This window comes from Bartonella sp. B30(2025), from assembly GCF_053793825.1.
Map to the genome: position 1 here is coordinate 1,236,105 of NZ_CP200034.1, position 18,994 is coordinate 1,255,098.

The window sequence follows — 18,994 nt, forward strand, 5'->3', positions numbered from 1 at the left end:
GCATGAAAGCTGTTGAAAGCAGCAAATTGCTCATGTCAGAAGTCCCTGTGAGTCTATTCGTACCCTATTCACATCACGTTACGGACACGATCATTTCTACAAAAGATGCGGAATATTTATCCGTTTGGAAAATTGATGGACGTTCGCATCAAAGTGCTTCGGAAGAAGATATTTTCCAGTGGACTAAAGAGCTTAACAATACTTTACGTGGTATTGCGTCTGCTAATTTGTCTTTGTGGACACATATTGTACGTCGCCGTGTTTATGAATATCCTGATTCAACATTTAATGAAATATTTTGCTATCAGCTTGATGAAAAATACCGTCAAAGTTTTACTGGCTATAATCTCATGGTCAATGATTTATATTTGACTGTCGTTTATAGGCCGGTAGCTGATAAGATTATATCGTTTTTTTCTCAACATGAACGTGAAACCCTTGATCAAAAAAAGCTACGACAAGAGTCATGTATAAAAGCTCTCAATGACATTAACCACACTCTAAGTCAGTCGTTTAAACGTTACGGTGCAGAGCTTCTTGGTGCTTATGAAAAAAATGGTTATGCTTATTCTTCCGCCCTTGAGTTTCTTGGAATGCTGCTTAATGGTGAATATCGTCCTATGCCGATCTGCCAAGATCGTTTTGCTGATTATATGTCTATTAATCGCCCCTTCTTTTCGAAATGGGGTGCTGTCGGTGAATTGCAGACATCCACTGGAATACGCCGATTTGGAATGATAGAAATTAAAGAATATGATGTTACAACTAGGCCTGGTCAATTAAATGTATTGTTAGAAAGCGATTTCGAATTTGTGTTGACGCAGAGTTTTTCTATACTCTCTCGGCACGCTGCTAAAGATTATTTACAGCGACACCAGCGTAATCTTATCGATGCTCGAGATGTGGCAACAAGTCAAATTGAGCAAATTGACGAGGCGCTTAATCAGCTTGTAAGTGGGCATTTTGTCATGGGCGAGCATCATTGTACACTGACTATTTACGGCGATACAGTTCAAAAAGTTCGCGATTATATGGCAAAAGCAGGTGCGGCTATGCTTGATGCTGCAATATTGCCAAAACCTGTAGATCTGGCTCTAGAAGCTGGTTATTGGGCGCAGCTTCCCGCAAATTGGAAATGGCGACCACGTCCCGCACCAATTACGTCACTTAATTTTTTGTCATTTTCATCTTTTCATAATTTTATGTCAGGAAAACCGACAGGAAATCCATGGGGTCCAGCGGTTACAATTTTAAAAACTGTTAGTAAAACGCCACTTTATTTTAATTTTCATGCCTCTCAACTTGAAGAAGATGCGACAGATAAACGCTTACTTGGAAATACTGCAATTATCGGGCAATCTGGCTCTGGTAAAACAGTTTTACTTGGATTTTTATTGGCTCAAGCGCAAAAGTTTAAGCCAACAACTGTTGTTTTCGACAAAGATCGTGGTATGGAAATTGTTATTCGGGCAATGGGTGGTCGATATCTCGCATTTAAAACTGGCAAACCCAGTGGTTTTAACCCGTTTCAGCTCCCACCCACACAAGATAACCTTATTTTTCTTAAACAATTTGTTAAAAAATTAGCAGAAACAGGTGGTGAGATTACACACCGCGACGAAGAAGAAATTGATCAAGCCGTTAATGCCATTATGAGTGACAATATTGACAGCTCATTGCGGCGCTTATCTTTTTTAGTACAGTTTTTACCAAATCCACGTATGAGTGATTATAATAGTCGTCCAACCGTTCATGCCCGCTTGATAAGGTGGTGTGAAGGAAATGATTACGGATGGTTATTTGATAACCCCAATGATGCACTTGATCTTTCAACACACAGAATTTACGGCTTTGATACGACTGAATTTTTGGATAATCCAGAAATTCGTACTCCGATGATGATGTATTTGCTTTATCGCACGGAGGGAATGATCACCGGACAACGGTTTATGTATATTTTTGATGAGTTTTGGAAACCTTTGCAAGATCCATATTTTGAAGATTTAGCAAAGAATAAACAAAAAACTATTCGTAAACAAAATGGTATCTTTGTTTACGCTACCCAAGAGCCTAGCGACGCACTGGAAAGTAATATTGCAAAAACACTGATCCAGCAATGTGCGACTTATATTTTTCTAGCAAATCCAAAAGCAAACTATGAAGAATATACAGAAGGATTCAAATTAACAGATGCTGAATTTGACTTGGTCAAAGGGCTTGGTGAATTTAGTCGACAATTTCTTATCAAACAAGGAGATCAATCAGCGCTTGCAGAATTAAATTTAGGCAAATTTCATACAGTAATTGACGGAGAAATTGTCGAGCAAGACTTTAATGATGAACTTTTAATATTATCGGGAACACCCGATAATGCAGAATTGGTTGAAGCTATCATCGCCGAAGTAGGCGATGATCCTGCAAAGTGGTTACCAGTTTTTTTACAACATATAAAAGTTGATAGGAGAACGACATGAAAAAGCTTATTATTTCAATGGTAATAGCAACAATTTTGGGAACACCTAGCACTGCTTTTGCTTTTACATGGTGGGGGGGAGCGGGAATGGCAGATCTAGAACGCTCAACTCCAAATTCTAGTTGGTTTTTTGGAAAAGCGCCATCTAAAAAAGCTACGAAACCAACGCCCCCAAAGAAAACCTCTTTACCTAATAATACAGAGCTTGTTGATTTAATAAAAAAACACATTCGTTTAAAAGAGCAGGGACTTGCCAAAACAGAAGAGATGTATAAATCTATAACGGGAAATCGAAGTGTTGGTCTTGCAAAAATGAAGCGTGCCGATTTTTTACTTGAAAACCCACAGTCAATTTACGATGAAAGTAAAAATTCTGATATCTCTAATGTCCGTGTATTACTCGCAAAAATTTTGAACGAAGAAAAAATTTCCGATTCTGTTCGTAATGCGCGTGAGTCTATCGGTGAACGCAGTCAATATGCTGCTGTTATCGATAAAGCCGTTAGTTTACACGCTTTTGACAACACAGAAAAACGTTTTCAGCAGATTTTAGGTCTATTAGAAGAAATTAGTGTAGCAAAAGATTTGAAAAGCATCGCTGAATTGCAGGCCCGTTTTAAAGCAAGACTGGCTATGATTCAAAATGAAGCTACGAAATTGCAGATGGTTGCACATATGCGTAATGCAGAACGGGAATTGATCAGTCAGCAAAAACTAAAACGCAACATGAAAATTCTCAACAGTAGTAATACAGAAATGCCAACTATACGCTCTATACGATAGAACTTTATCATCAATATTATAATATTGTTGGTTAACTTTTTCATTAAAATAAAAAATTAGTGTATAATATCCCGTGCTATTTTAATAATTTGAGAAGATAGTACGGGAGATAGTAAGCCAATCCAAATGATTTTGATATTCTGTGGCAAATTTATATGAATGCACATGAAAGACATACCATACCGATGTCCCAAAATAACAAAACAATAAAATTCATTAAAGAGAAATGCTATGGTTTATACCACGAATTTTGCAATGTTCACGCAACTTTTTAATAAAGTTGATCATATAACAAAATCATATATCACAGATATTTCATCAAAAGCGATCATTGCAATTACACCTATAGCATCAGTAGGTATAGCCATAGCTTTTATCATATATGGATGGCTTATTATTCGGGGGGCGATAGATATGCCCCTCACCAGCTTTGTTAATCGTTGTCTTAGAGTCAGTATTATTACCTCAATTGCATTCGCTGGAGGACTTTATCAAACAGAACTTGTGGAGTTAATAAAGACCCTCCCCGATGAATTATCAAAAGCACTGATAAAATATCCATCAATAGAGATAAGATATCCATCAGCAGATATGCAAATAACCATATTAATTGATAGCGCAGCCACACAAGGCTTCAACCGAGCCGCTGAAGCCTTTGAAGAAGCTGCTTTCCTGAATTCTGACGGATTGCTTTACGGAATTTTGGGTGCCCTCATCTTGATTGCAACAAGCTCGTTAGTGGCAATTGGTGGGGCATTCATTTTGCTAGCAAAACTTGCACTTATCCTTCTCATTGGGTTTGGACCTTTTTTCATTATGGCTTTGCTCTGGCAACCAACTTATCGCTTTTTTGAACAATGGATCGCGCAATTATTAAGCTATATCGTTTTCATAGTTCTTTTAGCTGCCGTCTTCGGTTTTATGATGGATATTTTTGCAAATTACATGGCGGACTTTGAATTTGATGGTAAGCAAAATGTGAGTTATACGCTCGGTGGTGCTCTTTCCCTATCCATTCTCTCTATTGTGTTGTTGCTGAAATTATCAAGCATGGCAAATGCTTTAGCGAAAGGTGTTACATTTGGACATTTATGGAATTTAAGTGCAGGAAGCGGCAATTCTTCCCGTAGAGCGTAGAAAATCATGTAACAAAATAATCAAAATATCTCAGAGTACGAAAAAAAAATATCTCCATGAGGTAAAATTTATAAAACATTAAAACAATAGTGCGCTATATTTCTAATCAAAATTGAAATAATAATAAAAAAGTGTTAGACAGAATCTAACAGTCGAAAAAAGATATTAAAATGAGATCAATCATTTTTATGATTTTGATTGCTAATCTTTTGTCGGCTTGTCTATTGGTTCCCAAGCAAAAACAACCAAGCAATTGGAATCGAGTCCCTGTAAACAAAACAGTCCCGATAGAAATTCAACGAGAAGCGATATGACAAAAAAGGAATTTAAACCAGTGAAAGCCGCAAGGAGAAAGATATGAGAAAGCTTATTGTTACAGTAGTAATAAGTGCTTTTTTAGGAACACCAAGCTTAGCTGTAGGGCAAAAGAGAAGTGGCTTTAGCGACTCAAGAGGTAGTTACCCAAGCAGTCCAAAATATAGGAAGTACCCCTTGGGCAACGGTATGATGGGTGGCAATTCCCTAGGTGGTGTTCCAAGTAGATTTAGCGGTCCCAAAAGTAAAGTTCCAGATTCAGGGAATAGCATCTCAGATTTACAAGATAGTACAAAACAAATACGCAATGATATTCTCGCTCAAGGAATTCTTCCAGAGATCGATTACAGTAAATTAGGTGGTAGTTATGGTCTTAACGTGGATTATCGTCATCAGTTTTCGCCAACTGCCCCAAAGTCTGATTCAAAAGCCAATCTACCAAAAGAACAGCTCGAAGTGGCTAAACAACAGCTGCAACAATTGGAAAATGTCTATGGATCACTCATGGCATCTCATCACAAACAGAAAAAGCTAGCAATGCTGGGCAATGACAGTGATCTTTTTTTTAAAAATCCACAATCCATATATGATCAAGCGAAGATTGATAGTAAAATTTCCGGCTTGTTCAAATCAGTTGAGCAAAAAAATAAATTGCAGGATGATTCTGCTATTTCTATGCGCGAAGCTATTCGTGCTCGCAGCAAATATGCAGCAGAAATGGATCAGACTGTCAGTTTACGCGTTTTCGAAGAAACAGAAAATCGTTTTAAGAAAATTAATGAACTATTAGCACAAGCAGAAAAAACAGGTAATCTTAAAGACGCAGCTGATTTACAGGCAAAAATTGTTGGCACTCTCACAATGATCCAGAATGAAGCCACAAAATTGCAAATGATTTTACATCAACGTAATGCTGAGAGAATACTCATAGATCAGCAAAAACTGACTCGTAATGTAAAAATTCTCAGCAGTCATAATCTATCAATGCCAACTATACGGCATACAAGCCCCAGGTAACAAAGTTTTATGATGAATGTTGTGCTTATGCTGCCGATCTTAATTTAACTACAAATGCAAAAACATCATACAATACCAACAGAACATCCCGTGCGACTTCAATAGTTTGAGAAGCAAGCACGGGAGATAGTAAGCCAATCCAAATGATTTTGATATTCTGTGGCAAATTTATGTGAATGCACATGAAAGACATACCATGCCGATGTCCCAAAATAACGAAACAGTAAAAATTCATTAAAGAGAAATGCTATGAATCATGCCGCGAATTTTGCAATGTTCACGCAACTTTTTAATAAAGTTGATCATATAACAAAATCATATATCACAGATATTTCATCAGAAGCGATCCGTGCAATTACACCTATAGCATCAGTAGGTATAACCATAGCTTTTATCATATATGGATGGCTTATTATTCGGGGGGCGATAGATATGCCCCTCACCAGCTTTGTTAATCGTTGTCTTAGAGTCAGTATTATTACCTCAATTGCATTCACTGGAGGACTTTATCAGACAGAACTTGTGGAGTTAATAAAGACCCTTCCCGATGAATTATCAAAAGCACTGATAAAATATCCATTAACAGATATGCAATTAAACACGTTAATTGATAGAGCCGCCACACAAGGCTTCAGCCGAGCCGCTGAAGCTTTCGAAGAAGCTGCTTTCTTGAATTCTGACGGATTGCTTTACGGAATTTTGGGTACCCTCATCTTAATTGCAACAAGCTCATTAGTGGCAATTGGTGGGGCATTCATTTTGCTAGTAAAACTCGCACTTATCCTTCTCATCGGATTTGGACCTTTTTTCATTATGGCTTTGCTCTGGCAACCAACTTATCGCTTTTTTGAACAATGGATCGCGCAATTATTAAGCTATATCGTTCTCATGGTTCTTTTAGCTGCCGTCTTCGGTTTTATGATGGATATTTTTGCAAATTACATGGCGGACTTTAAATTTGATGGTAAGCAAAATGTGAGTTATACGCTCGGTGGTGCTTTTTCCCTATCCATTCTTTCTATTGTGTTGTTGCTGAAATTATCAAGCATGGCAAATGCTTTAGCAAAAGGTGTTACGTTTGGACATTTATGGAATTTAAGTGCAGGAAGTGGCAATTCTTCCCGTAGAGCGTAGAAAATCATGTAACAAAATAATCAAAATATCTCAGAGTACGAAAAAAAATATCTCCATGAGGTAAAATTTATAAAGAATTAAAACAATAGTGCTCTATATTTTTAATCAAAATTGAAATAATAACAAACAGTATAAAATATGACAGTTTTAAAAGGATATTAAAATGAGATCAATCATTTTTATGATTTTGATTGCTAATCTTTTATCGGCTTGTCTATTGGCTCCCAAGCCAAAACAACCAAGCAATTGGAATCGAGTCCCTGTAAACAAAACGGTCCCGATAGAAATTCAACAAGAAGCGATATGACAAAAAAGGATTTTAAGTAAAAACCGAGCGACTCAGTAGTTATTATGAAGAAAGCAAAAGATTGGACCGTAAACTTATTGGTAAATTTATAAAATCAGAAATTATTTTATAAAGCGAGCTTTTTCGCAATATATAAAAGCCTAAGGAGAAAGATATGAGAAAGCTTATTGTTACAGTAGTAATAAGTGCTTTTTTAGGAATGCCAAGCTTAGCTACAGGAAAAAGCAAACCTGGCTTCTATGATAATCACATTATTAGTAATGAGCTTCCAGGGATACACCATCCTAGATCAAAAAGTTATGTCCCACCTAAAAGCTATGTCTCAAATACAGGAAATGATATCGGCTATGACGGAAATAGCTTCAACAATTTAAGAATAGGTGGTAGTTACGGTATGGGTACTCATTATACTGCTTCAGCCAGCAAACTTAGCCAACCTGCACCAAAGACTGATCTAAAAGCTAATCTACCAAAAGAACAACTCGAAGTGGCTAAACAACAGCTAAAACAATTAGAAAACGTCTATGGATCACTCATGGCATCTCATAACAAACAGAAAAGTCTAGCAATGCTGGGCAATGACAGTGATCTTTTTTTTAAAAATCCACAATTCATATATGATCAAGGGGGGATTGATAGTAAAATTTCTGATTTGTTCAAATCAGTTGAGCAAAAAAATAAATTGCAAGATGATTCTGCCATTTCTATGCGTGAAACTATTCGTGCTCGCAGCAAATATGCAGCAGAAATGGATCAGACTGTCAGTTTACGCGTTTTCGAAGAAACAGAAAATCGTTTTAAGAAAATTAATGAACTATTAGCACAAGCAGAAAAAACAGGTAATCTTAAAGACGCAGCTGATTTACAGGCAAAAATTGTTGGCACTCTCACAATGATCCAGAATGAAGCCACAAAATTGCAAATGATTTTACATCAACGTAATGCTGAGAAAATACTCATAGATCAGCAAAAACTGACTCGTAATGTAAAAATTCTCAGCAGTCATAATCTATCAATGCCAACTATACGGCATACAAGCCCCAGGTAACAAAGTTTTATGATGAATGTTGTGCTTATGCTGCCGATCTTAATTTAACTACAAATGCAAAAACATCATACAATACCAACAGAACATCCCGTGCGACTTCAATAGTTTGAGAAGCAAGCACGGGAGATAGTAAGCCAATCCAAATGATTTTGATATTCTGTGGCAAGTTTATGTGAATGCACATGAAAGACATACCATGCCGATGTCCCAAAATAACGAAACAGTAAAAATTCATTAAAGAGAAATGCTATGAATCATGCCGCGAATTTTGCAATGTTCACGCAACTTTTTAATAAAGTTGATCATATAACAAAATCATATATCACAGATATTTCATCAGAAGCGATCCGTGCAATTACACCTATAGCATCAGTAGGTATAACCATAGCTTTTATCATATATGGATGGCTTATTATTCGGGGGGCGATAGATATGCCCCTCACCAGCTTTGTTAATCGTTGTCTTAGAGTCAGTATTATTACCTCAATTGCATTCACTGGAGGACTTTATCAGACAGAACTTGTGGAGTTAATAAAGACCCTTCCCGATGAATTATCAAAAGCACTGATAAAATATCCATTAACAGATATGCAATTAAACACGTTAATTGATAGAGCCGCCACACAAGGCTTCAGCCGAGCCGCTGAAGCTTTCGAAGAAGCTGCTTTCTTGAATTCTGACGGATTGCTTTACGGAATTTTGGGTACCCTCATCTTAATTGCAACAAGCTCATTAGTGGCAATTGGTGGGGCATTCATTTTGCTAGTAAAACTCGCACTTATCCTTCTCATCGGATTTGGACCTTTTTTCATTATGGCTTTGCTCTGGCAACCAACTTATCGCTTTTTTGAACAATGGATCGCGCAATTATTAAGCTATATCGTTCTCATGGTTCTTTTAGCTGCCGTCTTCGGTTTTATGATGGATATTTTTGCAAATTACATGGCGGACTTTAAATTTGATGGTAAGCAAAATGTGAGTTATACGCTCGGTGGTGCTTTTTCCCTATCCATTCTTTCTATTGTGTTGTTGCTGAAATTATCAAGCATGGCAAATGCTTTAGCAAAAGGTGTTACGTTTGGACATTTATGGAATTTAAGTGCAGGAAGTGGCAATTCTTCCCGTAGAGCGTAGAAAATCATGTAACAAAATAATCAAAATATCTCAGAGTACGAAAAAAAATATCTCCATGAGGTAAAATTTATAAAAAATTAAAACAATAGTGCGCTATATTTCTAATCAAAATTGAAATAATAATAAAAAAGTGTTAGACAGAATCTAACAGTCGAAAAAAAGGATATTAAAATGAGATCAATCATTTTTGTAATTTTGATTGCTAATCTTTTATCGGCTTGTCTATTGGCTCCCAAGCCAAAACAACCAAGCAATTGGAATCGAGTTCCTGTGAACAAAACAGTCCCGATAGAAATTCAACGAGAAGCGATATGACAAGAAAAGAATTTAAACCAGTGAAAGCCGAGCGACTCAGTAGTTATTATGAAGAAAGCAAAGGGTTGGAACGTGAACTCATTAGTGAATTTATAAAATCACGTAAAACAGCGTGGCGGGTGGCAGGCGCTGTTGGTATTTTGGGATTGCTTGGCATGGCATGCGGAGTAGCTGGTTTTTCTCAACCGGCTCCAACACCTTTGGTATTGCGTGTGGATAATACAACTGGTGCGGTTGATGTTATCTCTATTATGCGTGAGCGTGAAGACACTTATGGTGAAGTTGTGGACAGATATTGGCTTAATCAATATGTGCTAAATCGTGAAACTTACGACTATGATACTGTTCAACTGAATTATGATACGACAGCGCTTTTAAGTTCACCCGCAGTTCAACAAGAGTTTTATAAAATCTATGATGGTGAAAATGCACGTGACAAAGTACTCTCAAACAAAGCACGTATCACAGTGAAAGTACGCTCAATTCAACCAAATGGGCGTGGACAGGCAACTGTACGTTTTACAACACAACAGCTCAACAGCAGTGGGGCAGTTGATGGACCACAACACCATCAAATTGCAACGATTGGATACACATATGTTGGTGCGCCAATGAAATCATCTGATCGATTGCTTAATCCCCTTGGTTTCCAAGTTACAAGCTACCGTGCTGATTCGGAAGTACTTTTAAATAATTGAGGAAGTGATTGTTATGAAAAAACTTGCGTTTATTATTTTGCTGTCCTCTCTTTACACTATGCCTGTACAAGCGCTTAAGATCCCATCAAACTCTCAATATGATCATCGCATTCGCTATGTGACCTATAACTTAGATGATGTAGTCCAGATTGAAACTGTTCTTGGCGTGGCAACTCACATCATTCTTGAAGAAGGAGAGCAGTATATCACTCATGCTTTTGGTGATTCTGATGCATATGCTTTTGCTCATAAAGGAAGACATATCTTTATTAAGCCCAAAGCAGAACTTGCTAATACGAATCTCATTGTTGTTACTGATAAGCGTAGCTATAAATTTCGACTACAGTTTCGCAATGATCGTGCCGGATCAACTTATGAATTAGCGTTTCATTATCCTGATACAGGCGTAAAAAAAATAGACGAAGATAAACAGCGTGCCTCTATTGAACAAGGCTTTAATCAAGGCGTGAAGGGGTACAACTTGAGCTACACTATGAGCGGAAACAAAGATATTGCTCCGGTTAACGTTTGGGATAACGGGCGCATCACTTATTTTAAATTCTCCGCCAACGTGGATATGCCATCAATTTATGTAGTGGACCCAGAGGGAAATGAAAGTTTAATACCACGCACTATTGTTGGCAATTCCAATGATATTATTGCTGTACACAAAATCAATCCAAAATGGATGATACGACTTGGTAAAAGCGTTTTGGCAATCTTTAACGAGGCTTATGATCCCCACGGCGTACCAAGCACAACAGGAACAGTATCCTCGGTAGTTCATCGTATTAATAAAGGAGAAAGATAATGTTCGGCAGTAAGAAAGGGGATGGAATTAATATAAACACAAAATTAAACTACGATGAGCAAAAACATATTGAAGGGGCTTACGGTGGCTCTGAGCTAGGTCTTGAGCATCGCCCTAAAGTTCCTGGTGTACGTGCATTATTATTCGTGGGAATCATTGTTATAATAGCAATACCAATTATGCTGTCTTGGAAAGCTTTAAAAATGAGCAATACCGTGAGTATTGAGGAAGAAAAGTCGCAGCAAACGGTGCAACAAGTTATACCAAGCTATACTCCCCGAATCAGTCCTCCAATTAAAGAAGAGCAAGAAGTCGCAGAAGAGCTAAAAAAACCAACAAAAACTGAAGAAGAGGAAGCTCAAGATCTTTCAACATCTTTGGCTCAACTTCTGCAAACAACTATTCCATCACAATTAATGAGGGATTCTGAAATACTGGCTCGACAACGTATGTTGCACTCTGGTCTTAATAATGGCGGTAGTGAAGGCTCCTCAGATAGTCGCCCAGCAACATCTAATGATGTAGATAGTGGTATCTTATCAGACAGGCTACAGCCTATACGCTTAAACAGATCACATGCAGCTCAATTGCGTAATCGTGACTTATTGATAACGCAAGGAACACAGATAGATTGCGTGCTAGAAACCAAGATCATCACAACGCAGCCCGGAATGACGATATGCTATTTAACACGTGATGTTTATTCTACAAGCGGTCGTGTTATCTTGTTAGATCGTGGTTCTAAAGTTACGGGCTTTTATCAAAGTGGTCTACAACAGGGACAAGCGCGTGTTTTCGTACAATGGTCTCGTGTTGAAACACCTTCTGGTGTTATTGTTTATCTTGACTCACCTGGAAGTGGTCCACTTGGAGAATCTGGTCTTGGTGGTTGGGTTGACCGTCATTTTTGGGAACGATTCAGTGGAGCAATTATGATTAGTGTAATCAGTGATTTAAGTGAATGGTTAACAGGTCAAATAAGTCAATTTAGCCTAGGAAAAAAAGACAAAGAAGATCCGAAAAAGGAAAATCCACAACAGGAAGATCCGCGATCTCAAAAAGCGCAAAGTGCTGAAGCGGTTATCGCGGATGTCTTGCAAAACACAATCAGTATTGCACCAACCCTTTACAAAAACCAAGGTGAACGGATTAATATCCTTGTCGCTCGTGATCTGGACTTCAGTGATGTCTACAGCCTCGTTACACGTTAATCAATTAAAGAAAGATCAAGCAGTTGCGCAACTTTTGCAACCGTTTGATCGTTTTTTGGAAGATCCAAAAGTTACTGAATTATCGATCTGCCGTCCTGGTGAAATATGGGCCAAAAGTTTTGAGGGATGGCAGGTACATAGTATGCCGGAGCTAACAGACGCCTTTTTACAAACACTGATCACAGCCGTTATTGTTTATAATGGTATGTCCCCTAAAAGTATCAATTATGTCCTGCTGCCTGGAGGACAGCGCGGTACAATTATACAAGAACCAGCTGTTCTTAATGGTACGCTGTCTTTTATGATTCGTAAGCATTCCCTTGTTGCTAAGACGCTAGAAGACCTCAGGGACGAAGGTGCATTTGATGATTTTATTGACGTGAGCTTCAATAAGCCTTCTGAACAAGAAGTCAATAACCTGTTGTTACAGCATGATTTCACGCGGTTAGAGCCATTTGAAGCGCAATTACTGCAGCTAAAACGCGATGGAAAAATTATTGATTTTTTAGAAAAATGCATACTTCATAAACGTAATATCATCATTGCAGGTAAAACAGGATCAGGGAAAACGACATTTGCCCGTTCTTTAATCGGGAAAGTGCCGGTGGAAGAGCGTATTATTACAATTGAAGATGTTCATGAAATTTTTCTTCCGAATCATCCTAACCATGTGCATATGATCTATGGTAACAGTACTGACCGTGTTTCAGCTGAAGAATGTTTAGATGCGTGTATGCGTCAATCGCCTGACCGTATCTTTCTTGCTGAGTTGCGTGGTAACGAAGCATGGGAATATCTCAACTCACTCAATACTGGACACCCTGGATCAATCACAACAACACACGCCAACAGTGCTTTGCAAACATTTGAACGATGCGCTACATTGATTAAAAGGTCAGACATTGGACGTCAGCTTGACGTACAAATGATAAAACGCGTTCTTTATACCACTGTTGATGTAGTCTTGTTTTTCAACAACCGAAAGCTTTCTGAAGTTTTTTATGATCCAATTTTTGCTAAATCAAAGCTAATCTAAAATAAAAAAGCTTTTCTAAAGATATCGAAAAAAATAACAAAAGCTGTGATGAATTATCGCAGCTTTTTTATTAAGCTTGTCTAAAATAGTTTTCTTATTCTTCTTTCGACTTTTGCTATACTTGCAAAAAACTTATGAGAACGAAAAATAAAGAATATGCTATTTTATTTTTATATTATAAATGATACGTATACGCAAAACATCCATTGCTATATTTTATCGATTGTACAATTATAATTGATGATTTTTTTAGCTTTTTCTTTATGGGTTATGCTCAATATTATACTAACCCATTTATAGCAACAAACTGGCACCTAAGAGTATATTAAAATCGATTTTATTGTACTACTCATACAAGGTTATAGCTACTCCATTTTAAATCTTCTTATATGACAAGAACTTTGTGTCATCACAAATCATGTGTCAACCAATGGAGAAATTTAACTTTTTGCATAAGTTCTGGTTAGAAATATAATCTATACATACTTACAAAAAATCGTAAACAAATGAACACAAAATCTCTTAATTGCCTTGATTCTCTCGCCAGAAAAAATATAAACAGCAAAGACTGATTAGCTATATCACTGATACTTGTTTTAAATTTTACCTTTCATCTCGAAAGGTAAAGCTACAATATACATTTTTTGTTTCCAAGTACACTTTGTGAAATTTGTACGAAAACAAATGGCAGAATAACTAGAGTACTTCCCTAAAAAACAAAAATCTCTGTTTCCTTTAAATCAGAGAATATAAGATTGATATTTACAAAACTTCCTTAAGATCAATCATGTTTTTTATGACGGTTAGTTCCATCTATTACATTGTTCATCTTCTTCTATTGCCCAAAATATACCGGCTTAATCCCTTATCCAATGCAGCGTAGCTTAAAAGTGTATTCGCCTTTTAATAAGACAATAGCACATTTTCGTCTTCATAAAAAAACAATCAGCTTTATAAGGCAAACCCTCGTACAAAGCAGTCCAAAGAAGCATAAAAATATGTAAAGGATAGTTTAATCAATTCTTATTTTACCGCTTAAATAAGCGGTAAAATTTTTAAAGATGGCGTTCAACCATGAGCTTTTTAATCTCAGCAATCGCTTTAGCTGGATTTAATCCCTTTGGACAAGCTTGCGTACAATTCATAATGGTATGACAGCGATAAAGTCGAAAAGGATCTTCTAAATTATCAAGACGCTCACCATGCTTTTCATCACGTGAATCAGCAATCCAACGATAGGCCTGAAGCAAAACAGCAGGTCCTAAATAACGATCACCATTCCACCAATAACTCGGACACGATGTTTGACAGCATGCACATAAAATACATTCATAAAGACCATCGATTTTTTGGCGATCAGAATGACTTTGCAACCACTCTTTTTCAGGCTCAGGCGAAACAGTCTGCAACCAAGGCTCAATTATACGATGCTGCGCGTAAAAATGCTTTAAATCCGGAACCAAATCTTTAACAATAGGCATAGAGGGAAGAGGATAGACCTTAATTGGATGCTTCACATCATCCATCCCCTTAGTACAAGCCAATGTATTGGTTCCATCAATATTCATTGCGCAAGAGCCACATATCCCTTCACGGCATGATCTACGAAGCGTCAAAGTCGGATCGATGTGATTTTTGATAAACAAAAGTCCATCAAGAATCATCGGACCACAAGCTGAACGATCGACATAATACGTATCAATACGAGGATTTTCCTCATCATCAGGCGACCAACGATAAATATGAAACTCTGTTAGCCGAGTAGCACCTTCGGGCTTAGGCCAAACTTTTCCAGCTTTAACTTGAGAATTTTTGGGAAGCCTAATTTGTACCATAATTCATTCTCCCCCTTAATAAACACGCTTTTTAGGCGCAATGCGCTTTAAATCGATACCACCATCCGCTTCAGATGTTAACGGATCCACATGAACAGGACGATATGATAACGTCACTTTACCATCTTTTGATAAATGCGAAAGCGTATGCTGGCGCCAATTTTTATCGTCACGCTCTGGATAATCTTCCCGCGCATGAGCTCCTCGGCTTTCTAAACGCGCTTGAGCAGAATAAACAGTTACAATTGCATTAGCCATTAAATTTTCAAGTTCTAATGTTTCAACCAAATCAGAATTCCATATTAACGAATGATCTGTTACTTTAAGATCAGCGAGCTCTCCCCAGATCTTCGTTATTCTTTGACACCCCTGTTGCAAAGAATCTGCTGTACGGAACACAGCAGCATCTTCTTGCATCGTACGCTGCATTTTTTCACGCAACATCGCTGTTGGCATTTTCCCTTTAGCAAAACGTAAACGATCAAAACGCGCCATAATCACATCAACAGCATCCTCATTAATAGGTGGAATTTTTGCTTTACGATCAATGACTTCGCCAGCGCGAATTGCAGCTGCACGCCCAAATACGACAAGGTCAATCAATGAATTTGAACCCAATCGATTAGCACCATGAACAGAGGCACACCCTGCTTCACCCACAGCCATTAATCCCGGTTGGATACGATCGGGTGAATCAGCTGTCGGATTTAAAACTTCCCCATAATAATTTGTAGGAATTCCTCCCATATTATAATGGACCGTAGGAATAACAGGAATAGGTTCTTTTGTCACATCAACACCAGCAAAAATCCGTGCAGACTCAGAAATTCCTGGTAAACGTTCATGCAATATAGCAGGATCGATATGGTTGAGAACTAAATAAACATGATCTTTTTTGGGACCAACGCCACGTCCCTCACGAATTTCAAGCGTTATACAACGCGAAACCAAATCACGTGAAGCCAAATCTTTAAAGGAAGGCGCATAACGCTCCATAAAGCGTTCACCTTCCGAATTAATCAAATAGCCTCCTTCACCGCGAGCACCTTCTGTGATTAAACAACCAGAGCCATAAATGCCCGTAGGATGAAATTGAACAAACTCCATATCTTGAAGCGGCAATCCAGCACGCGCAACCATTCCACCACCATCACCGGTGCATGTATGCGCCGATGTTGCAGAAAAATACGCACGCCCATATCCGCCTGTCGCCAAAACAACCATCTTGGCAGAAAAACGATGGATTGTGCCATCATCAAGGTTCCATGCAACAACGCCTGTACACACTCCATCAGTCATAATCAAATCAAGAGCGAAATATTCAATAAAAAACTGCGCATTATGCTTTAAGCTTTGTCCATAAAGAGTATGTAAAATTGCATGGCCAGTACGATCTGCAGCAGCACAAGTGCGTTGGACTGGTGGTCCTTCCCCAAATTCTGTTGTATGCCCCCCAAAAGGTCGTTGATAAATTTTACCTTCTTGTGTCCGCGAAAAAGGAACTCCATAATGCTCTAATTCATACACCGCAGCAGGTGCATTACGCACCAAATATTCCATTGCATCGGTATCTCCTAACCAATCAGAGCCTTTTACCGTATCGTATAAATGCCATTGCCAATTATCGGGTCCCATATTTGCAAGTGACGCTGCAATACCGCCCTGTGCTGCAACCGTATGTGACCTCGTTGGAAAAACTTTTGTGATACACGCTGTTTTTAACCCCTGCTCAGCCATACCAAGCGTTGCGCGTAAGCCTGCACCCCCTGCACCGACAACAACAACATCAAATTTATGATCTACATAGTGATAGGAGGTGTTACCTGCTTTAGCATTCAGAGATGATCTTGTGCCCATCCTATTACCCCCCTAACGCAATTTTTAAAAGAGAAAAGATAATTATACCGCCCAGAACAAAGCAAAAGAAAACATTTAATGCCAAAAATAATATTCGTATATTTTCGCGTGGAATATAATCTTCGATAACAACTTGCATTCCAAGTCTCATATAATAAAGAACTGATACCGTCATCAACATCATCACAACAGCAATCGCAGGGTGTGCAAGCCGTGCATGCACAACGCTATAATCTTTTCCAACCAATGAAAGAACCAAAACAATGAAAAATATTAAAAATGGCAGATTAATAAAACTTACCAAGCTCTCTAACCAAAAGTGCTCTGTTCCTCTATGTGCACTTCCTAATCCACGCGCTTTTCCAAGTTCTGTCCGAAAATCTTTTTTCATATCTTTCTCTATCCCCCCCTAACTTATGCAACAATATATCCAATAATCCAAATTGTAAAAGTAATAATAAGAGAAATAAAAACTGTCGTCCAAGCTGTTAAGGTTGCTTTTTCTTTAGCCAAAAGGCAAGGTTTCATATCCCAAGCAATGTGGCGAACACTGCCAACCATGTGATGAACTCCGGCAAGCGTGTAAAGAAACAACACACAAAGCCCAGGAAAAGAACCGTAAATTCCATTAATCGTTCTGAACGCCTCAGCTCCACAAGCGATAGAAACTAACCAAATAGCAAGAAGAACCATCCCAAAATAAAGTGCTATACCAGTGATTCGATGTGCAATTGACATCGCCATAGTGATAGACCAACGATAAATAGTTATATGAGGGGAACGAGGGCGCTCTTTTGTCTTAATTATATCTGTCATAACATAGTCCTGACCTGACTCCTACTGCAACAGCGTCATAGCGAGAAGATTCGCAAAAAATGACCAAGTGCATTACCGTTTCCACTTACTTGGCATCTTAATAACCAATACTCCAGGTCGGTTGTCTCAAATAACGGATTAAAGGTCGCGCATAAAAAAAACCGATTGCTTTACAGACAAAAGCCATAAAACTTGCCTTATTTAGTACAATTTTGCCTTCACGTCAAAGGTCTAACATCTCTTATAAGGTATAAACACGCATTTTTAAGGCATAAACACGCATTTTTTCAAGTGCACTTAACACCACTTTCTCATATGAATGCCCTATATCCTATAAAATTTTAACATTTAAACTGCGCCTTATAATATAATTGGAAACATTATTATTAACAGCATAAAAAAAGCGGCATATAAGCCGCTCCCTTCATCAACTTTTGACATATCCACTACTGAGCAGTTTGCTTTTCAATAGCTCCTGCTTCTACACCTTCACTCGCTTTTGCGTCTTTTTTTCGATAATCTCTCTTTTCAGCAATACGCGCAGCTTTTCCTCTTAAGGCACGAAGATAGTAAAGCTTTGCACGACGAACCTTACCTCTGCGCACGAGCTCAACACCTTCGATCAAAGGAGAATAAACAGGAAATACACGCTCAACGCCTTCACCATAAGAAATTTTGCGTACTGTAAAAGTTTCATTTAAGCCGCCTCCTGAACGTGCGATACAAACACCTTCATAAGCCTGAACACGTGTCCTCGTACCTTCTGTCACACGCACCAAGACACGCACAGTATCCCCTGCTTGAAACGCTGGTAACTGGCGTTTTGCTTCAATTTTTGCACATTGTTCAGCTTCAAGCTGTGCGATAATATTCATGTTCTTATCCTTCATGTTCTTTTCGAACAGTCAGAGCGCTCAACTCTTACCGAAAAAGCCTTCTCACACGAGAAAAAAGAAGCTCTTTAGGCTATGCTTTACACAGGAGCGAATACACCATCCCTCAATTTTAATTTTGGATTCACATAAGTCCTTTACGGAAAAACTCTCTCGAAAGTGGTCGTGCAATAC

General features: G+C 38.2%; 21 protein-coding genes. 14 read left to right on the forward strand and 7 right to left on the reverse strand.

Features of this window, described 5'->3' with window-relative positions; all coding sequences use genetic code 11:
- Positions 1-2: 2 nt before the first annotated feature.
- The 5 genes from V4P55_RS05240 (at position 3) to V4P55_RS05260 (ending at position 5,725) form a co-directional block, all read left to right on the forward strand.
- Complete coding sequence (locus tag V4P55_RS05240; protein ID WP_455474044.1) at positions 3-2,474, forward strand: VirB4 family type IV secretion/conjugal transfer ATPase; 2,472 nt, start codon at positions 3-5, stop codon at positions 2,472-2,474.
- Positions 2,471-3,256, forward strand: a complete 786-nt coding sequence (locus V4P55_RS05245; RefSeq protein WP_455474045.1) for a type IV secretion system protein — start codon at positions 2,471-2,473, stop codon at positions 3,254-3,256. The genes V4P55_RS05240 and V4P55_RS05245 overlap by 4 nt, the downstream gene beginning before the upstream one ends.
- Before the next feature lie 231 nt (positions 3,257-3,487).
- Positions 3,488-4,393 carry a type IV secretion system protein gene (locus V4P55_RS05250; protein ID WP_455474046.1) on the forward strand — a complete coding sequence of 302 codons (906 nt, stop codon included), beginning with the start codon at positions 3,488-3,490 and terminating at the stop codon, positions 4,391-4,393.
- 170 nt (positions 4,394-4,563) lie between these two features.
- On the forward strand, positions 4,564-4,707 hold the full coding sequence (locus V4P55_RS05255; RefSeq protein WP_455474047.1) for a TrwH protein: 144 nt from the start codon (positions 4,564-4,566) through the stop codon (positions 4,705-4,707).
- A 43-nt stretch (positions 4,708-4,750) separates the two neighbouring features.
- Entirely contained in the window at positions 4,751-5,725 is a 975-nt protein-coding gene (locus V4P55_RS05260; protein ID WP_455474048.1) for a type IV secretion system protein, read from the forward strand.
- Between the two features lie 25 nt (positions 5,726-5,750).
- Here the strand turns inward: V4P55_RS05260 and V4P55_RS05265 are convergent, their stop codons facing one another.
- Complete coding sequence (locus tag V4P55_RS05265) at positions 5,751-5,909, reverse strand: hypothetical protein (protein WP_455474049.1); 159 nt, start codon at positions 5,907-5,909, stop codon at positions 5,751-5,753.
- Between the two features lie 65 nt (positions 5,910-5,974).
- Between V4P55_RS05265 and V4P55_RS05270 the strand changes: the two genes are divergently transcribed.
- From V4P55_RS05270 to V4P55_RS05280, 3 genes are all read left to right on the forward strand, one after another.
- On the forward strand, positions 5,975-6,859 hold the full coding sequence (locus tag V4P55_RS05270) for a type IV secretion system protein (protein ID WP_455474050.1): 885 nt from the start codon (positions 5,975-5,977) through the stop codon (positions 6,857-6,859).
- A gap of 163 nt (positions 6,860-7,022) precedes the next feature.
- Positions 7,023-7,166 carry a TrwH protein gene (locus tag V4P55_RS05275; protein ID WP_455474051.1) on the forward strand — a complete coding sequence of 48 codons (144 nt, stop codon included), beginning with the start codon at positions 7,023-7,025 and terminating at the stop codon, positions 7,164-7,166.
- 154 nt (positions 7,167-7,320) lie between these two features.
- Complete coding sequence (locus V4P55_RS05280) at positions 7,321-8,214, forward strand: type IV secretion system protein (RefSeq protein ID WP_455474052.1); 894 nt, start codon at positions 7,321-7,323, stop codon at positions 8,212-8,214.
- A 25-nt stretch (positions 8,215-8,239) separates the two neighbouring features.
- On the opposite strand, the gene V4P55_RS05285 is transcribed toward V4P55_RS05280, so the two are convergent.
- On the reverse strand, positions 8,240-8,398 hold the full coding sequence (locus tag V4P55_RS05285) for a hypothetical protein (RefSeq protein WP_455474049.1): 159 nt from the start codon (positions 8,396-8,398) through the stop codon (positions 8,240-8,242).
- 65 nt (positions 8,399-8,463) lie between these two features.
- Between V4P55_RS05285 and V4P55_RS05290 the strand changes: the two genes are divergently transcribed.
- The 6 genes from V4P55_RS05290 to virB11 all read left to right on the forward strand — a co-directional run bounded on the left by V4P55_RS05290 (position 8,464) and on the right by virB11 (position 13,419).
- On the forward strand, positions 8,464-9,348 hold the full coding sequence (locus V4P55_RS05290; protein WP_455474050.1) for a type IV secretion system protein: 885 nt from the start codon (positions 8,464-8,466) through the stop codon (positions 9,346-9,348).
- Positions 9,349-9,519: 171 nt separating this feature from the next.
- On the forward strand, positions 9,520-9,663 hold the full coding sequence (locus V4P55_RS05295) for a TrwH protein (protein WP_455474053.1): 144 nt from the start codon (positions 9,520-9,522) through the stop codon (positions 9,661-9,663).
- Positions 9,660-10,361 carry a virB8 family protein gene (locus tag V4P55_RS05300; RefSeq protein ID WP_455474054.1) on the forward strand — a complete coding sequence of 234 codons (702 nt, stop codon included), beginning with the start codon at positions 9,660-9,662 and terminating at the stop codon, positions 10,359-10,361. The genes V4P55_RS05295 and V4P55_RS05300 overlap by 4 nt, the downstream gene beginning before the upstream one ends.
- Positions 10,362-10,374: 13 nt before the next feature.
- On the forward strand, positions 10,375-11,172 hold the full coding sequence (gene virB9, locus V4P55_RS05305; RefSeq protein ID WP_455474055.1) for a P-type conjugative transfer protein VirB9: 798 nt from the start codon (positions 10,375-10,377) through the stop codon (positions 11,170-11,172).
- Entirely contained in the window at positions 11,172-12,383 is a 1,212-nt protein-coding gene (gene virB10, locus V4P55_RS05310; RefSeq protein ID WP_455474056.1) for a type IV secretion system protein VirB10, read from the forward strand. The genes virB9 and virB10 overlap by 1 nt, the downstream gene beginning before the upstream one ends.
- Positions 12,358-13,419 (forward strand): P-type DNA transfer ATPase VirB11, encoded by a 1,062-nt coding sequence (gene virB11, locus V4P55_RS05315; protein ID WP_455474057.1) that lies wholly within the window; start codon positions 12,358-12,360, stop codon positions 13,417-13,419. Before virB10 ends, virB11 begins: the two co-directional genes overlap by 26 nt.
- A gap of 1,055 nt (positions 13,420-14,474) precedes the next feature.
- On the opposite strand, the gene V4P55_RS05320 is transcribed toward virB11, so the two are convergent.
- The 5 genes from V4P55_RS05320 to rplS form a co-directional block, all read right to left on the reverse strand.
- On the reverse strand, positions 14,475-15,254 hold the full coding sequence (locus tag V4P55_RS05320; protein WP_455474058.1) for a succinate dehydrogenase iron-sulfur subunit: 780 nt from the start codon (positions 15,252-15,254) through the stop codon (positions 14,475-14,477).
- 15 nt (positions 15,255-15,269) lie between these two features.
- Positions 15,270-17,111: a succinate dehydrogenase flavoprotein subunit gene (gene sdhA / locus V4P55_RS05325; protein ID WP_455474059.1), complete on the reverse strand. Its 1,842-nt coding sequence runs from the start codon at positions 17,109-17,111 to the stop codon at positions 15,270-15,272.
- 4 nt (positions 17,112-17,115) lie between these two features.
- Positions 17,116-17,502 (reverse strand): succinate dehydrogenase, hydrophobic membrane anchor protein, encoded by a 387-nt coding sequence (gene sdhD / locus V4P55_RS05330; protein WP_455474060.1) that lies wholly within the window; start codon positions 17,500-17,502, stop codon positions 17,116-17,118.
- Positions 17,503-17,525: 23 nt separating this feature from the next.
- Entirely contained in the window at positions 17,526-17,927 is a 402-nt protein-coding gene (sdhC, locus tag V4P55_RS05335; RefSeq protein ID WP_455474061.1) for a succinate dehydrogenase, cytochrome b556 subunit, read from the reverse strand.
- Between the two features lie 446 nt (positions 17,928-18,373).
- Complete coding sequence (rplS, locus tag V4P55_RS05340; RefSeq protein ID WP_455474062.1) at positions 18,374-18,802, reverse strand: 50S ribosomal protein L19; 429 nt, start codon at positions 18,800-18,802, stop codon at positions 18,374-18,376.
- Positions 18,803-18,994: the final 192 nt, after the last annotated feature.

Bases quoted from the DNA above. Each gene is read 5' to 3' on its own strand.
- virB9 (WP_455474055.1), top strand. From the start codon at position 10,375: ATGAAAAAACTTGCGTTTATTATTTTGCTGTCCTCTCTTTACACTATG.
- V4P55_RS05255 (WP_455474047.1), top strand. From the start codon at position 4,564: ATGAGATCAATCATTTTTATGATTTTGATTGCTAATCTTTTGTCGGCT.
- V4P55_RS05265 (WP_455474049.1), bottom strand. From the start codon at position 5,909: ATGTGCATTCACATAAATTTGCCACAGAATATCAAAATCATTTGGATT.
- V4P55_RS05285 (WP_455474049.1), bottom strand. From the start codon at position 8,398: ATGTGCATTCACATAAACTTGCCACAGAATATCAAAATCATTTGGATT.
- V4P55_RS05295 (WP_455474053.1), top strand. From the start codon at position 9,520: ATGAGATCAATCATTTTTGTAATTTTGATTGCTAATCTTTTATCGGCT.
- V4P55_RS05300 (WP_455474054.1), top strand. From the start codon at position 9,660: ATGACAAGAAAAGAATTTAAACCAGTGAAAGCCGAGCGACTCAGTAGT.
- V4P55_RS05250 (WP_455474046.1), top strand. From the start codon at position 3,488: ATGGTTTATACCACGAATTTTGCAATGTTCACGCAACTTTTTAATAAA.
- V4P55_RS05320 (WP_455474058.1), bottom strand. From the start codon at position 15,254: ATGGTACAAATTAGGCTTCCCAAAAATTCTCAAGTTAAAGCTGGAAAA.
- virB10 (WP_455474056.1), top strand. From the start codon at position 11,172: ATGTTCGGCAGTAAGAAAGGGGATGGAATTAATATAAACACAAAATTA.
- V4P55_RS05240 (WP_455474044.1), top strand. From the start codon at position 3: ATGAAAGCTGTTGAAAGCAGCAAATTGCTCATGTCAGAAGTCCCTGTG.
- rplS (WP_455474062.1), bottom strand. From the start codon at position 18,802: ATGAATATTATCGCACAGCTTGAAGCTGAACAATGTGCAAAAATTGAA.
- sdhD (WP_455474060.1), bottom strand. From the start codon at position 17,502: ATGAAAAAAGATTTTCGGACAGAACTTGGAAAAGCGCGTGGATTAGGA.
- V4P55_RS05245 (WP_455474045.1), top strand. From the start codon at position 2,471: ATGAAAAAGCTTATTATTTCAATGGTAATAGCAACAATTTTGGGAACA.
- V4P55_RS05275 (WP_455474051.1), top strand. From the start codon at position 7,023: ATGAGATCAATCATTTTTATGATTTTGATTGCTAATCTTTTATCGGCT.
- V4P55_RS05270 (WP_455474050.1), top strand. From the start codon at position 5,975: ATGAATCATGCCGCGAATTTTGCAATGTTCACGCAACTTTTTAATAAA.
- V4P55_RS05280 (WP_455474052.1), top strand. From the start codon at position 7,321: ATGAGAAAGCTTATTGTTACAGTAGTAATAAGTGCTTTTTTAGGAATG.
- V4P55_RS05290 (WP_455474050.1), top strand. From the start codon at position 8,464: ATGAATCATGCCGCGAATTTTGCAATGTTCACGCAACTTTTTAATAAA.
- V4P55_RS05260 (WP_455474048.1), top strand. From the start codon at position 4,751: ATGAGAAAGCTTATTGTTACAGTAGTAATAAGTGCTTTTTTAGGAACA.
- virB11 (WP_455474057.1), top strand. From the start codon at position 12,358: ATGTCTACAGCCTCGTTACACGTTAATCAATTAAAGAAAGATCAAGCA.
- sdhC (WP_455474061.1), bottom strand. From the start codon at position 17,927: ATGACAGATATAATTAAGACAAAAGAGCGCCCTCGTTCCCCTCATATA.
- sdhA (WP_455474059.1), bottom strand. From the start codon at position 17,111: ATGGGCACAAGATCATCTCTGAATGCTAAAGCAGGTAACACCTCCTAT.